This is a genomic window from Streptomyces sp. CA-294286 (assembly GCF_050947155.1).
Lineage (GTDB): Bacteria > Actinomycetota > Actinomycetes > Streptomycetales > Streptomycetaceae > Streptomyces.
This window is the reverse complement of the sequence record NZ_CP192005.1, coordinates 476,462-493,539: the sequence shown is the minus strand read 5'-3', so window position 1 is coordinate 493,539 and position 17,078 is coordinate 476,462. Positions and strand designations below refer to the sequence as shown.

Below are 17,078 nucleotides of genomic sequence, written 5' to 3'. Positions count from 1 at the left end.
ACCGCCCGGCCGGACGGAACCGCCCAACGGTTGCGTCCGGCCGGACCGGTCGAACACCGCACCACGCGTAACACCCTTTCCCGACTGCGAGGTTTCCCGCTCATGGCACCCAAGGCCGCCCCCTCCTCCGAGGACAAGCTCCGCGACTACCTCAAGAAGGTCACCGCAGACCTGCGGCGCACCAAGCAGAGGCTGGAATCCGTCGAGGCCCGGGACAGCGAGCCGATCGCCATCGTGGGCATGGCCTGCCGTTTCCCCGGCGGCGTCCATTCCCCCGAGGACCTGTGGCGGATGGTCGCCGAAGGCGCGGACGTCGTGGGCGACCTGCCGGAGGACCGCGGTTGGGACACCACCGGTCTCTACGACCCACACCCCGGCACACCCGGGAAGAGTTACGTACGCCACGGCGGCTTCCTCGACGCAGTCGCCGAGTTCGACGCCGACCTCTTCGGCATCGCGCCGCGCGAGGCCCTCGCCATGGACCCGCAGCAGCGGCTCCTGCTCGAAACCTCCTGGGAAGCCATCGAGCACGCCCGGATCGACCCCGCCGCCCTGCGCGGCACCGAGACCGGTGTCTTCATCGGCGGAGCCGACACCGACTACGGCTCCCTCGCCAGGCAGACCACCGAAACCGAGGGCCACCTGCTGACCGGCGGCGCGGTCAGCGTCCTGTCCGGCCGGATCTCCTACACCTTCGGCCTCGAAGGCCCCGCCGTCACCGTCGACACGGCCTGCTCCTCCTCGCTGGTCGCCCTGCACCTGGCCGTACGCGCCCTGCGGGCGGGCGAGTGCACCATGGCACTCGCCGGCGGCGTCGCGATCATGCCGACCCCCCGCCTGTTCACCGAGTTCTCCCGCCAGCGCGGCCTCGCCGCCGACGGCCGCTGCAAGCCCTTCGCCGAAGCGGCGGACGGTACCGGGTGGGCCGAGGGCGTCGGCGTGCTGCTCGTCGAGCGACTGTCCGACGCCCGCCGCAACGGCCACCACGTCCTCGCCGTCGTACGGGGCACGGCCGTCAACCAGGACGGCGCCAGCAGCCGCCTCACCGCCCCCAACGGTCCCTCCCAGCAGCGCGTCATCCGCGCGGCCCTCGCCAACGCCCAACTGTCCACCGACCAGATCGACGCCGTCGAGGCCCACGGCACCGGCACCACACTGGGCGACCCGATCGAGGCCCAGGCACTGCTCGCGACCTACGGACGCGGCCGGCCGGCGGACCGCCCCCTGCTGCTCGGCGGCATCAAGTCCAACATCGGGCACGCGCAGGCGGCGGCAGGCGTAGCCGGCGTGATCAAGATGGTCATGGCGATGCGGCACGGAGTCCTGCCCCGGACCCTCCACGTCGACCGGCCCACCTCGCACGTCGACTGGAGCGCGGGCGCCGTCGAACTCCTCACCGAACGGACCGACTGGCCCACCACCGCCCACCCGCGCCGCTCAGCGGTCTCCGCGTTCGGCATCAGCGGCACGAACGCCCATGTGGTGCTGGAACAGGCCGCACCGGCCCCGGCCGACCCGGAGCCCGGTCCGTCGGCGGGTACGGAGGTGCCCACGGTGGTGCCGTGGGCCCTGACCGGCCGCACGGAGCAGGCGCTGCGCGACCAGATCGCACGCCTGCACGCCCATGTCGAGCAGTCCGGACCACGCCCCGTGGACGTCGCCCTGACCCTCGCCACGGCCAGGTCCGCACTCGGTCACCGCGCGGTGCTCATGGGCGGCACGCAGCCGGCCGCGGAGGGTGTGGCACGCGCGGGAAAGACGGCGTTCCTGTTCTCGGGCCAGGGTTCGCAGCGTCTCGGTATGGGGCGTGAGTTGTACGGTCGTTTCCCGGTGTTCGCGGCGGCGTTCGATGCGGTGTGTGCCGAGTTGGATGTGCCGGTGCGGGAGGTGGTGTGGGGTGAGGACGCTGAGGCGTTGAACCGGACGGTGTTCGCGCAGGCGGGGTTGTTCGCCGTCGAGGTGGCGTTGTTCCGTCTCATGGAGTCGTGGGGTGTGCGGCCGGACTTCGTGGCCGGTCACTCGATTGGTGAGGTGGCGGCGGCTCACGTGGCCGGAGTGTTCTCGCTCGCGGACGCGTGCAGGCTGGTGGCGGCGCGTGGCCGGTTGATGCAGGCGTTGCCCGAGGGCGGGGCGATGCTGGCCGTGCAGGCGACGGAGGCCGAAGTGCTGCCGCTGCTGAACGAGTGGGTGTCCGTCGCGGCGGTGAACGGGCCGTCTTCGGTGGTGGTGTCCGGGGTGGAGGAGGCGGTCGACGTTGTCCGTGTCCACTTCGAAGGTCTGGGCCGTAAGGCGACTCGTCTTCGTGTCTCGCACGCGTTCCATTCACCTTTGATGGATCCGATGCTGGACGACTTCCGTGCGGTGGTGTCGGGGCTGAGGTTCTCCGTTCCGGAGATACCGCTGGCCACGGACGCCGAGGAGGTGTGCGACCCGGAGTACTGGGTGCGGCACGTTCGCGAGGCGGTGCGTTTCGCGGATGACGTACGGGTGTTGTCCGAGCAGGGTGTGACGCGGTTCCTGGAGCTCGGCCCCGACGGGGTTCTCTCCGCGATGGCCGCCGCCTGCCTGCCCGAGGACTCCGACGCGGTTCTCGTACCCGCACTGCGTAAGGGTGTCGGCGAGGAGACCGCCGCCCTCACCGCCGCCGCCAGGATGTTCGTCGACGGCGCGGCCGTGGACTGGACAGCCGTACTGCGGGAAACGGACGCGCGTCTCGTCGACCTCCCGACGTACGCCTTCCAACGGCAGCGCTTCTGGCCGGTCCCCGGTGAGGCTCCGGCCGGTGACGTCCAGGCCGCCGGGCTCGACGCGGCAGGACACCCACTCCTCAACGCCTCCGTCGAGCTGTCCGACGCCGAAGGCATGCTGTTCACCTCCCGTCTCTCGGCCCAGTCGCACCCCTGGCTCTCCGACCACGTGGTGCGCGGCTCGGCCCTCCTGCCGGGGACCGCGTTCCTGGAACTCGCCGTCCGCGCGGGTGACGAGGTCGGCTGCGGCACGGTCGAGGAGCTCACGCTGGCCGCGCCGCTCGTCGTTCCCGAGGAGGGCGGCGTCCAGCTCCAGCTGCGCGTGGCCGCCGCCGACGGCGACGGACGGCGCACGGTGAGCATCCGCTCCCGCCACGAGGGAGCCGACGGCCATGCCTGGCTCCAGCACGCGTCGGGCGTCCTCACGGCCGGCGAGCGCACGGTGCCCTTCGAGGCACCGGACGCCGCTTGGCCCCCGGCCGGTGCCGAGCCGGTCGACCTGACCGGCCTGTACGACCGCATGTCCGAAGCGGGATTCGACTACGGCCCGGTGTTCCAGGGCCTGCGGGCCGCCTGGCAGCGGGGCGAGGACGTCTACGCGGAGGTCGCCCTCCCCGAGGGCGTCGACGGCAGCCGCTACGGGCTGCATCCCGCACTGCTGGACGCCGCGTTGCACGTCACCGCGTTCAACGGGGTGCCGCGCGGCGTCGTGCCGTTCTCCTGGGAGGGCGTGTCGCTGCACGCCACCGGAGCCTCGTCGATCCGGGTGCGGGTGACCCGTATGCGCGAGGACGCGCTCACCGTCGCGGTGGCCGACCCGGCGGGGGAGCCGGTGGCGTCGGTGGAGTCGCTGGTGCTGCGGCCGGTCGATGCCGCTCGTGCGGCGGACCGGGACTCGGTGTTCGGAGTGGAGTGGGTACCGGTCCGGTCGGCGAAGCCGCTGGCGGCAGTGGCCCCGGACGTGGTCGTCGCCAGACTGGCGGGCGAGGCGGGCGAGGCGGGGGATCAGGGCGAGGGGACCGGTGACGGTGCCGGCACCGGCCCGGTGGCCTCGGTGCACGCGCTCACGGCCCGAACGCTGTCCCTGCTCCAGGACTGGCTGAGCGAGGAGCGTTCCGCCGCCTCCCGCCTGGTGTTCGTGACCCGTGGCGCGACGTCCGGCGAGGATCTGGCCGCTGCCGCCGCCTGGGGTCTCGTGCGTACCGCCCAGTCCGAGCACCCCGGCCGGTTCGTCCTGGTGGACGTGGCCGGCCAGGAGCCCGAGACCGGCCTCCTGGAAACCGTACTGGGCACGGAAGAGCCCCAGTTGCTCGTCCGCGACGGTGAAGTGCTGGCCGCACGGCTGACTCGGGTCGACGCGGTGCGGGAGAACGCTCCGGAGTGGGCCGGAAAGGGCACGGTCCTGGTCACCGGTGGCACGGGTGGTCTGGGCCGGGTGATCGCCCGGCACCTGGTCGTCGAGCACGGCGTGCGCAGCCTGCTCCTGGTGAGCCGGAGCGGCCCGGCCGCCGAAGGCGCCGCCGAGCTGGTCGCGGAGCTGTCCGGCCTCGGCGCCGAAGCCGTCGTCGAAACCTGCGACGTCGCCGACCCGGACGCCGTGTCCGAACTGGTCGCTCGCCATCCGGTACGGGCTGTCGTCCACACCGCGGGCGTGATCGACGACGGAGTGGTGGAGGCACTGACGCCCGAGCGGCTCTCGGCGGTCCTGCGCCCCAAGGTCGACGCCGCCTGGAACCTGCACGAGGCCACGCGCGACCTGGACCTTGCCGCATTCGTCCTGTTCTCCTCCGTCTCCGGACTCTTCGGCGGTCCCGGTCAGGCCAACTACGCCTCCGGCAACGCCTTCCTGGACGCCCTCGCCGAGCACCGGCGGGCCCTTGGCCTGCCGGGCGCTTCGCTCGCCTGGGGCCCGTGGACCCAGGACGGAGGCATGACCGGCACCCTGTCCGAGGCCGACGTCCGGCGCATCGCCCGCACGGGCATGCCCGAACTGACCCCGGCGGAGGGCACCGGACTCTTCGATGCCGCCCTGCGCGCGGAAGCGTCGCTGATCGCCCCCGTACGCTTCGACTTCGCAGCCCTGAGGGCACAGGACTCGGTGCCGGCCCTGCTGCGCGGGTTGGTCAGGTCGCGTACCGGGAACCGGCGCTCGGCGGCCGCCCCGGCCTCCGGGACGCCCGCGACGGCGGGCCTTCGGCGCACCCTCGCCACCCTCGCGCCCGACGAGCGGCGCGAGGTGCTCCTCGACCTCGTACGCGGGCACGTGGCGCTCGTCCTGGGCCACGCCGACGCCGCCGTCATCGAACCGACGCGCGCGTTCCAGGACCTCGGTTTCGACTCCCTGATGGCGGTCGAACTCCGCAACGGACTGGGCGCGGCCGTAGGTCTGCGGCTGTCGGCGACGCTGGTCTTCGACCACCCGACAGCCGATGCGCTGGTGGACCTCCTGCTCGACGAACTGCTGGGCGGAGAGCGGGAAACGCCGACGGATGCGCCGACTACGCGTCCCGCGGCCACCGACGATCCGGTCGTGATCGTGGGGATGGCGTGCCGGTATCCGGGTGGGGTGGCTTCGCCGGAGGATCTCTGGCGGTTGGTCGCCGACGGTGTGGATGCCGTGGGTGATTTCCCCGCCGATCGTGGTTGGGAGGTGGAGGGCGAGTCGTTCGAGCGGGCGGGTGGTTTCCTCCACGACGCCGCCGACTTCGATCCGGACTTCTTCGGGATGAGTCCCCGGGAGGCAGTGGCGACGGATGCGCAGCAGCGGTTGCTGCTGGAGACGACGTGGGAGGCGGTGGAGCGGGCGGGCATCGACCCGGTGTCGTTGCGCGGCTCCCAGACCGGCGTCTTCGCAGGCGTCATGTACACGGACTACCGCACCCTGCTCGACGCCCCGCAGTACGACGCCTTCCGCGGCAACGGCAGCGCGCCCAGCATCGCCTCCGGCCGTGTCTCGTACACGTTCGGCTTCGAAGGCCCCGCGGTGACGGTGGACACGGCGTGTTCGTCGTCGCTGGTGGCCCTGCACTGGGCGGCGCAGGCCCTCAGGTCGGGTGAGTGCTCGCTGGCGGTTGCCGGTGGTGTGACGGTGATGTCTACCCCGACGACGTTCGTGGAGTTCGCGCGGCAGGGCGGGTTGTCGTCCGACGGCCGGTGCCGGTCGTTCTCGGATTCGGCCGACGGTGTCGGTTGGGGCGAGGGCGTCGGCATGGTGGTGCTGGAGCGGTTGTCGGACGCTGTTCGTCACGGTCATCGGGTGCTGGCGGTCGTGCGTGGTTCGGCTGTCAATCAGGACGGTGCGTCGAACGGTCTGACGGCGCCGAACGGTCCGTCGCAGCAGCGGGTGATCCGGCAGGCGTTGGCCAGTGGCGGGTTGTCGGTGTCGGATGTGGATGTGGTGGAGGCGCACGGCACGGGCACGACGTTGGGTGACCCGATCGAGGCGCAGGCGCTGATCGCGACGTACGGGCAGGATCGCGAACTCCCCTTGCTGCTCGGGTCGGTGAAGTCCAACATCGGGCACGCCCAGGCGGCTGCCGGTGTGGCCGGTGTGATCAAGATGGTCATGGCCATGGAGCACGGGATCGTGCCCCGGACGCTCAACGTCGACGCGCCGTCGTCGCATGTGGACTGGGCCGCGGGCGCAGTGGAACTGGTGACGGAGGGCACGGCGTGGCCGGCACTGGACCGGGTGCGCCGGGCAGGTGTGTCGTCCTTCGGCATCAGCGGGACCAACGCGCACGTGGTGCTGGAGCAGTTCGAGCCGGCTGCTGTGGAGCCGTCGGTCGCGGACGTTGCTCCGGGAGGAGTGCCGTGGCTGGTGTCCGGCAAGACGGAGGAGGCTCTCCGGGAGCAGGTCGCGCGCCTGCGTACGTATGCGGAGGGGGCGGGGCTGCGTTCGGTGGACGTGGGTCTCTCCACGCTGAAGCGGTCCGCTTTTGCTCATCGGGCTGTGGTGCTGAACGGTGAGCAGGTCGTTGAGGGGCGGGTGCGTGCCGGAAAGACGGCGTTCCTGTTCTCCGGCCAGGGTTCTCAACGTCTCGGTATGGGTCGTGAGTTGTACGGCCGCTTCCCCGTCTTCGCGGCGGCGTTCGATGCGGTGTGTGAGCAGTTGGATGTGCCGGTGCGGGAGGTGGTGTGGGGTGAGGACGCTGAGGCGTTGAACCGGACGGTGTTCGCGCAGGCGGGGTTGTTCGCCGTCGAGGTGGCGTTGTTCCGTCTGGTGGAGTCGTGGGGTGTGCGGCCGGACTTCGTGGCCGGACACTCGATCGGCGAGGTCGCGGCTGCGCACGTGGCCGGAGTGCTGTCGCTTGCGGACGCGTGCAGGTTGGTGGCGGCACGTGGCCGGTTGATGCAGGCGTTGCCCGAGGGTGGGGCGATGCTGGCCGTGCAGGCGACGGAGGCCGAAGTGCTGCCGCTGCTGAACGAGTGGGTGTCCGTCGCGGCGGTGAACGGGCCGTCTTCCGTGGTCGTGTCCGGGGTGGAGGAGGCGGTCGACGCCGTCCGTGTGCACTTCGAAGGTCTGGGCCGTAAGGCGACCCGTCTTCGTGTCTCGCACGCGTTCCATTCACCTCTGATGGATCCGATGCTGGACGACTTCCGTGCGGTGGTGTCGGGGCTGACGTTCTCCGTTCCGGAGATACCGCTGGCCACGGACGCCGAGGAGGTGTGCGACCCGGAGTACTGGGTGTGCCACGTTCGCGAGGCGGTGCGTTTCGCGGATGACGTACGGATGCTGTCCGAGCAGGGTGTGACGCGGTTCCTGGAGCTCGGCCCCGACGGGGTTCTCTCCGCGATGGCCGCCGCCTGCCTGACCGAGGATGAGGACGCGGTTCTCGTACCCGTACTGCGCAAGAACCGCGACGAGGAGCTGTCCGCGCTCCAGGCCCTCGCCGAGCTGCACGTGAGCGGGACGAAGGTCGACTGGGCCGTCCTCTTCGCCGACACCGGCGCCCGCATCGTCGAGCTGCCCACCTACGCCTTCCAACACCGGTCCTACTGGCCCTCGGACGCAGGGAACGCGCCCGGCGGCAACGTACGCATGGCCGGTCTGGAGTCGGCGGAACACCCCCTGCTCGGCGCGGCCGTGGAGCTCGCGGACACGGACACGTTCCTGTTCACCGGACGGCTCTCGCTGCGTTCGCACTCCTGGCTGTCGGACCACATGGTCATGGGCAGGGTGCTGGTCCCGGGGACTGCCCTGGTCGAACTGGCCGTGCGCGCCGGTGACGAGGCCGGATGCCCCGCGGTGGAGGAACTGACCCTCGCCGCGCCGCTCGTACTGCCTGCCGAGGGTGGCGTACGCGTGCAGCTGGCGGTGGGCACGCCCGACGAGTCGGGTCGCCGCACGGTGACCGTGCACTCCCGCCCCGACGGAGCGGACGAATCCCCCTGGGTTCGGCACGCCACCGGTGTGCTTGCCCCGAGCGTCCCCCCGCACACAGCGTTCGACGCTTCGGTCTGGCCGCCTGCGGGTGCCGAGGCGCTGGACGTGTCCGGGGTGTACGAGCGGTTCGCCGAGGCGGGGTTCGAGTACGGTCCGGTGTTCCAGGGGCTGCGGGCGGCCTGGCAGCTCGACGACGAGGTCTACGCAGAGATCGCACTGCCCGATGAGACGGACCTGACCGGTTTCGGCTTGCACCCGGCCCTGTTCGACGCCGGCCTGCACGCGGCCGTGCTGCTCGGTGACGGCGAACGCGGGGTTCCCTTCGCCTGGTCCGGGGTGTCCCTGCATGCCTCCGGCACGTCGGCCCTCCGGGTGCGGCTCTCCCGCACCACCGACGGTGCGTTGTCCGTGGAGCTGGCGGACGCCAGCGGAGAACCGGTCGCTTCAGTAGCGGAGTTGACCGTACGACCGGTCGCTTCCGGTCAGCCGCACGACGGGCTGTTCGGCGTGGAGTGGGTGCCGGTCCGTGTACCGGGACCGGTGGCGTCGTCGCCGGACGTGGTGGTGCACCGGCTGTCCGGCAAGGACGAGGAGGCGAGCGGTACGGCGAGTTCGGCGCACGCCCTGGCGGCGCGGGCGCTGACGCTGGTGCAGGAGCTGCCCGAGCCGTCACGGCTGGTGCTGGTGACGCGCGGCGCGACGTCGGGCGAGGATCTGGCCGCTGCCGCCGCGTGGGGCCTGGTGCGCTCCGCGCAGTCGGAGCAGCCGGGCCGGTTCGTGCTGGTCGACGTGGAGGGCGAGGAGCCCGCAGGTCTGGCGGAGTCCGTACTCGCGCTGGACGAACCGCAGTTGCTCGTACGGGACGGAGCGTTCCACGCCGCACGGCTGGCCCGGGTCGACACCGCCAAGGAAGCGTGCCCCGCATGGGCGGGGGACGGCGTGGTGCTGATCACCGGAGGCACGGGTGGCCTGGGCCGGGAGATCGCCCGGCACCTGGTGGCCGAGCACGGTGTACGCGGTCTGCTCCTCGTCAGCCGCAGCGGCCGAGCCGCCGACGGTGCCGCCGACCTCGTCGCCGAGTTCGAGCGGCAGGACGTACGGGTCGCGATCGAAGCATGCGACGTGGCCGAGTCCTCCGCCGTGCGCGACCTGCTCGACCGGTACGACGTACGGGCGGTGATCCACGCCGCAGGAGTGATCGACGACGGAGTGGTCGGCTCGCTGACCGGCGAACGGCTCTCAGCAGTGCTGCGGCCCAAGGTGGACGCGGCCTGGAACCTGCACGAGGCGACGAAAGACCGGGATCTCGCGGCGTTCGTCGTGTTCTCGTCCGTCGCGGCGGCATTCGGCAGCGCGGGACAGGCGAACTACGCCGCCGCCAACGCCTTCCTCGACGCCCTCGCCACGCACCGGCGGGCCTCGGCACTGCCGGGTGTCTCCCTGGGCTGGGGACCCTGGGAGCGGACCGGCGGAATGACGGGCTCGCTGACCGACGCCGACCTGGAGCGCATCAGCCGCCTCGGCATGCCGCCCCTGTCCGTCGAGGACGGGCTGTCCCTGTTCGACACCGCGCTCTCGGCCGGGCGCCCGGCGATCCTGCCGGTGCGGCTGGACCTGGCGGCGATCCGCGCCCTGGGCGACGTCCCGCCGCTGCTGCGCGGCCTGATCCGGACGCGTGCGCGCCGCAGCCTCCGTACGGGAACCGCCGGCTCGGCCGGACTCCGGCAGAGCCTGTCCGGCCTCGCCGCCGCCGAGCGGCACAGGGCCGTGCTCGACCTGGTGCGCGCCCAGATCGCGCTGGTCCTCGGGCACGCGGACGGGGCGGACATCGACCCGGCGCGGGCCTTCCAGGACCTGGGCTTCGACTCCCTGACGGCCGTCGAACTGCGCAACCGACTGGGATCGGTGACCGGCCTGCGGCTGCCCGCCACCGTGGTCTTCGACTACCCGACAGCGGACGCACTGGCGGGATTCGTCCGCGACGAGATCCTCGGGGAAGAGGTCGAAACCGCACCGGTGGCCGTGCGCCGGACCGCGGGCGCCGACGATCCGGTCGTGATCGTGGGGATGGCGTGCCGGTATCCGGGTGGGGTGGCTTCGCCGGAGGATCTCTGGCGGTTGGTCGCCGACGGTGTGGATGCCGTGGGTGATTTCCCCGCCGATCGTGGTTGGGAGGTGGAGGGCGAGTCGTTCGAGCGGGCGGGTGGTTTCCTCTACGACGCCGCCGACTTCGATCCGGACTTCTTCGGGATGAGTCCGCGTGAGGCGTTGGCGACGGATGCGCAGCAGCGGTTGCTGTTGGAGACGACGTGGGAGGCGGTGGAGCGGGCGGGTATCGATCCGGTGTCGTTGCGTGGTTCGCAGACGGGTGTGTTCGCGGGGGTGATGTACAGCGATTACGCGAGTCTGCTGGGTGGCCGGGAGTTCGAGGGTCAGCAGGGCAGTGGCAGTGCGGGGAGTATCGCGTCGGGCCGGGTGTCGTACACGTTGGGGCTGGAGGGTCCTGCGGTGACGGTGGACACGGCGTGTTCGTCGTCGCTGGTGGCGATGCACTTGGCCGCGCAGGCGCTGAGGTCGGGTGAGTGCTCGCTGGCGGTTGCCGGTGGTGTGACGGTGATGTCGACGCCGACGACGTTCGTGGAGTTCGCGCGGCAGGGCGGGTTGTCGTCCGACGGCCGGTGCCGGTCGTTCTCGGATTCGGCCGACGGTGTCGGTTGGGGCGAGGGCGTCGGCATGGTGGTGCTGGAACGACTCTCGGACGCAGTTCGTAACGGTCATCGGGTGCTGGCGGTCGTGCGTGGTTCGGCTGTCAATCAGGACGGTGCGTCGAACGGTCTGACGGCGCCCAATGGTCCGTCGCAGCAGAGGGTGATCCGGCAGGCGTTGGCCAGCGGCGGGTTGTCGACGTCCGAGGTCGATGTGGTGGAGGCGCACGGCACGGGCACGACGTTGGGTGACCCGATCGAGGCGCAGGCGCTGATCGCGACCTATGGGCAGGACCGTTCCGAGGGCAGTCCTCTGTTGCTGGGGTCGGTGAAGTCCAACATCGGGCACGCCCAGGCGGCTGCGGGTGTGGCCGGTGTGATCAAGATGGTCATGGCGATGGAGCACGGTTCCGTGCCTGGGTCGCTGCATGTGGATGCTCCGTCGTCGCATGTGGACTGGGCTGCGGGGGCAGTGGAGTTGCTGTCGGAGCAGCGCGCTTGGCCGGAGTCGGGTCGGGTGCGCCGGGCTGGTGTGTCGTCCTTCGGTATCAGTGGGACGAACGCGCACGTGGTGCTGGAGCAGTTCGAGCCGGCTGCTGTGGAGCCGTCGGTCGCGGATGTTGTTCCGGGAGTGGTGCCGTGGCTGGCGTCCGGCAAGACGGAGGCGGCTCTCCGGGAGCAGGTCGTACGGCTGCGTGCGTACGCGCAGGAGGCCGGGCTGCGTTCGGTGGATGTAGGTCTTTCCACCCTCGGGCGGTCGCTCTTCACCCACCGAGCGGTCGTGCTGGACGGTGACCAGGTCATCGAAGGCGAGGCGCGCGCCGGCAGGACGGCGTTCCTGTTCTCCGGCCAGGGTTCGCAGCGTCTGGGTATGGGGCGTGAGTTGTACGGTCGTTTCCCGGTGTTCGCGGCGGCGTTCGACGCGGTGTGTGAGCAGTTGGATGTGCCGGTGCGGGAGGTGGTGTGGGGTGAGGACGCCGAGGCGTTGAACCGGACGGTGTTCGCGCAGGCGGGGTTGTTCGCCGTCGAGGTGGCGTTGTTCCGGCTTGTCGAGTCGTGGGGTGTGCGGCCGGACTTCGTGGCCGGTCACTCGATCGGTGAGGTCGCGGCTGCGCATGTCGCCGGGGTGTTCTCGCTCGCGGACGCGTGCACGCTGGTGGCGGCGCGGGGTCGGCTGATGCAGGCGCTGCCCGAGGGCGGCGCGATGCTGGCCGTCCAGGCGACGGAGGACGAAGTTCAGCCGTTGCTGGGAGAGTTGCTGTCGATTGCGGCGGTGAACGGGCCGTCTTCCGTGGTGGTGTCCGGAGCGTCGGATCAAGTGGAGTCCGTGAGGGCCCACTTCGAGGGGCTGGGCCGCAAGACGACCCGGTTGCGGGTCTCGCACGCCTTCCACTCCCCGCTGATGGACCCGATGCTGGACGACTTCCGTACGGTCGTGGCCGGGCTGTCGTTCTCGACCCCCACGATTCCTCTGGTGGCGGCCAACGAGACGGTCTGCGACCCGGAGTACTGGGTCCGCCACGTCCGCGACGCCGTCCGCTTCGCCGATGACATGCGTGCGCTCTCCGAAGCGGGCGTCACCCGCTACCTGGAACTCGGGCCCGACAGTGTTCTCTCGGCCATGGGACAGGAATCGGCCGCGCCCGACACCCTGTTCGTCGCTGCACTGCGCAAGGACCGCGACGAGGTGGAGACGGCTGTACGCGCTCTGGCCGAGCTGTACGTCCAGGGCGTGCACGCGGACTGGCACGCCCTGTTCACCGGCACAGGCGCCCGCCGGGTCGAGCTGCCCACCTACGCCTTCCAGCGGCAGCGGTACTGGCCCGCCGGGACGGTGGCACGAGCGGGAGACGTACGGTTCGCCGGACTCGGTGCGGCGGAGCACCCGATGTTGAGTGCGCTGGTCAGCCTGGCCGACGAGGACGGGGCCGTACTGACCGGTCGCCTCTCGCGCCGGACGCATCCGTGGTTGGCCGACCACACCGTCAAGGACGTCGTGCTGGTCCCCGGCACCGGTCTGCTCGAACTCGCTCTGCGGGCGGGGGCCGAGGTGGGTTGTGCGGTGGTGGAGGAGCTGACGCTCGCCGCGCCGCTGGTTCTGCCCGAGCAGGGCGGCGTACAGCTTCAGGTGAGGGTGACGGCCTCCGAGGAGGCCGGTCGGCGCACGGTTGCCGTGTATTCGAGCACCGAAGGAACCGGGGGCGGAGTCTGGGTCCGGCATGCCAGTGGCGTGCTTCGCGCGGACACCGTGGACGCGGTGGCCGGGTTCGACGCGTTGGCGTGGCCGCCCGCAGGCTCCGAGGAGGTGCCGGTGGACGGTGCCTACGAGCGGTTCGCCGAGGCCGGGTTCGGTTACGGGCCGGTGTTCCGTGGGTTGCGTGCGGTGTGGCGGCGTGGCGAGGAGTTGTTCGCCGAGGTGGCGCTGCCGGAGCAGGAGCGGGATGCTGCGGGCCGGTTCGGCCTGCACCCTGCGCTGCTCGACGCCTCCCTGCACGCGGGTCTGCTGGAGGGCGACGGCGACGACACCGTCGTCCCGTTCGCCTGGAACGACGTGGTCCTGCACGCCGTCGGCGCCTCCGAGGTACGGGTGCGGCTGACGCGCGTGGGTAACGAGGGGCTCTCCCTCCAGATGGCCGACACGGCGGGGCAGCCCGTGCTGTCCGTGGGCTCGATGCTCAGCCGGTTGGTCTCCGCTGAGCAACTGGGTGCTTCGGGTAGCCCGTTGTATGGGGTCGACTGGATGGTGGCTCCGGCGGTTCCTGTGGGCCCGGGTTCGGGTTCGGGTTCGGGTGGCGAGGGTGTGTCGTGGGTGCGGTGGGAGGAGGTGCCGGCGGAGGGCGCGGTGCCGGGTGTGGTGGTGCTGGACTGCGGTGCCGATGCCGATGCCGATGCCGATGCCGCCGCCGATGTTGACGCTGATGCGGGTGTTCTGGCTGGTGTGCGGGCGGTGTCGTATCGGGTGTTGGATGCGGTGCGGTGGTGGCTTGCGGAGGAGCGGTGTGCTGCGTCGCGTTTGGTGGTGTTGACGCGTGGTGCGGTGGCGGTGTCGGAGGGTGCGGGGCTGGATGTGGTGCAGGCTCCGGTGTGGGGTCTGGTGCGTGCGGCGGAGGCGGAGAATCCGGGCCGGTTCGTGTTGGTGGACGTCGAGCCCGGGGCCGGCGCGGAGGTGGTCGCTGTCGCGTTGGCGGCGGGTGAGCCGGAGTCCGCGGTGCGCGGGGGTGTGGTGTGGGTACCGCGTCTTGTCCGGCTTGCGGAGGCCGGTGACGTCGCTCCGGCTTTCGATGCCGGTGGCACGGTGTTGGTGACGGGTGGTACCGGTGGCTTGGGTGCGGTGGTGGCCCGTCGGCTGGTGTCCGAGTACGGGGTACGGCATGTGGTGTTGACCAGTCGCCGGGGCCTGGAGGCCCCTGGGGCGCCGGAGTTGGCGGCGGAGCTGTCGGCGTGCGGTGCTGAGGTCCGTGTCGCCGCGTGTGACGTGTCGGACCGGGAGGCGCTCGCGGGTCTGCTTGCCGAGACGGTCGCGGAACGTCCGCTGACCGCCGTCTTCCACGCCGCAGGCATCAGCAGCAACGCCCTCGTCGGGGCCCTGACCGAGGACGACGTCGACGCAGTCCTCGCGCCCAAGGCGGATGCGGCTTGGCATCTGCACGAGTTGACGCGGGAGTACGACCTGGCCGCGTTCGTGTTGTTCTCCTCCGCGGGCGGCCTGGTGCTGACCGCAGGACAGGGCAACTACGCGGCGGCGAACGTCTTCCTGGACGCCCTCGCCACGCAGCGTGCGTCCGAGGGGCTGCCCGCCACCTCCATGGCCTTCGGACTGTGGGACGCGGGTGCGGGCATGGGCGCGCTCCTCGGCGATGTGGACCGCAAGCGGATGGCGGCCCAGGGGCTGCCCGTTCTGTCGGCGGAGACCGGCCTGGAGCTCTTCGGCTCGGCGTTGCGGTCCCCCCGGCCGACCGTCGTTCCCGTCGTGGTCGACCCGGCCGCCCTGCGCACCCGTACCGACGAGATACCCGCCCTGTTGCGCGGACTCGCTCCGCGACGCACCCGGCGCGCGGCCACCGCTTCCGGGAGCGCCACGGCCGACTCGTGGGCGCAGCGGCTTGCCGGTCAGTCGGCGGGCGAGCGTCGCCGTACGGTGCTGGGGCTGGTGCGGGGCGAGGTGGCGTCGGTACTGGGGCATGCCTCGGCCGAGGCGGTCGGCGCCGAGCGGGCCTTCCAAGAGCTGGGCTTCGACTCGCTCGCCGCGACCGAACTGCGCAACCACCTGAACCGGGCCACCGGACTGCGGCTGTCCGCCACCCTCGCCTTCGACCACCCCAACGCCGAGGCCGTCACCGACCACCTCCTCACCCTCCTCGGCACCGCCGGGACGACCGCACCGGACGCGGCGGTACGGGACACCGAAGCCAGGCGTGCCGTCGACGACGACCCGATCGCGATCGTCGGCATGGCCTGCCGCTATCCCGGCGGGGTGACCTCGCCCGAGGAACTGTGGCAGTTGCTGATGGACGGCGGGGACACCGTCTCCGACCTGCCCGTCGACCGGGGCTGGAACACGGAGGACCTGTACGACCCGGAGCCCGGCAAGGAGGGCAAGAGCTACACGCGACGCGGCAGCTTCCTGCACGAGGCCGCGGACTTCGACCCGGCCTTCTTCGGCATCCCGCCCCGTGAAGCCCTGTACATGGACCCGCAACAGCGACTCCTGCTGGAAACCTCCTGGGAGGTCCTGGAACGGGCCGGCATCGACCCCAGCACGCTCAAGGGCAGCCGCACGGGCGTGTTCGCCGGTGTGATGTACCACGACTACGCGCTCGGTGCGAACCCCTCGGGCACCAGCGGCGGCAGTGTCGTCTCCGGCCGCGTCTCGTACACGCTGGGCCTGGAGGGCCCGGCCGTCACGGTGGACACCGCGTGCTCGTCCTCGCTGGTGGCGCTGCACCTCGCGGTGCAGGCACTGCGGGCGGGGGAGTGCTCGCTGGCTCTGGCCGGCGGTGCGACCGTCATGTCCACGCCCGGCATGTTCATCGAGTTCAGCCGTCAGCGCGGTCTGTCCGTCGACGGCCGCTGCAAGGCGTTCGGCAGCGGCGCGGACGGGGTCGGCTGGTCCGAGGGCGTCGGCGTGCTGCTCGTCGAGCGGCTCTCCGACGCACAGCGCAACGGGCATCAGGTGCTGGCAGTGATCCGCGGCTCCGCCGTCAACCAGGACGGCGCCAGCAACGGTTTCGCCGCCCCCAACGGCCCTTCCCAGCAGCGGGTCATCCGCCAGGCCCTGGCGTCCGCCGCCCTCACGGCCTCCGAGGTCGACGCGGTGGAGGCGCACGGTACGGGTACCACGCTCGGCGACCCGATCGAGGCCCAGGCGCTTCTCGCGACCTACGGACAGGACCGGCCGGAGGACCAGCCGTTCCTGCTCGGTTCCATCAAGTCGAACATCGGACACGCACAGGCCGCGGCCGGTGTCGCGGGTGTGATCAAGATGGTCATGGCGATGCGGGAGGGGGTGGTCCCGCGCACTCTCCACGCGGACGACCCCTCGCCGCACGTGGACTGGACTGAGGGCGCGGTGGCGCTGCTCGGGGAAGCGGTGGACTGGCCGGAGACCGGCCGTCCCCGTCGCGCGGGCGTCTCCGCGTTCGGCATCAGCGGCACCAACGCGCACGTGATCCTGGAGCAGCCGCCCACGGAGAGCCCGGCTCTGAAGGCCGTGGCCGGGGCGGGACCGGAGATCGGCGCTACGAACGGACCGGAGTCCGAGACCACCTCGGGATCGGAGACCGGTGCTACGAACGGACCGGAGTCCGGGACCACCTCGGGACCGGAGCGCGAGGCGCTGCCGTGGCTGGTGTCCGCCGCGACCCCGGAAGCCCTTCGGGCGCAGGCCGCACGTCTGCTGACGTACGTCGAGTCCCGGCCGGGCCTGGACCTGGTGGCGACGGCCGGAGCACTGGCGACCACGCGGACGGCACTGGAACACCGGGCCGCCGTCGTCGGCGCCGACCGCGCGGACCTGATCGACGGACTGCGCGGGCTGGCGGACGGAGAGCGCACGCTTCCGGGCAGCGTCCTCAGGTCGTCCGCCCGCGGTGCCGGAACGAGCGCCTTCCTCTTCTCGGGCCAGGGGTCCCAACGCCTCGGTATGGTACGTGAGTTGTACGGCCGCTTCCCCGTCTTCGCGGCGGCGTTCGACGCGGTGTGCGAGCAGTTGGACGTGCCGGTGCGGGAGGTGGTCTGGGG

Annotated in this window: 1 protein-coding gene (cut by a window edge); it reads left to right on the top strand. The window is 71.6% G+C overall.

Translation table 11 applies throughout. The features are described from left to right. Positions 1-102: 102 nt before the first annotated feature. A protein-coding gene (locus ACQPZG_RS07320) for an SDR family NAD(P)-dependent oxidoreductase (RefSeq protein WP_433545011.1) crosses the window boundary here: on the top strand, positions 103-17,078 show its 5' portion. It continues 14,122 nt past the right edge of the window; the window shows 16,976 of its 31,098 coding nt (coding positions 1-16,976); it begins with the start codon at positions 103-105; the stop codon falls past the right edge of the window.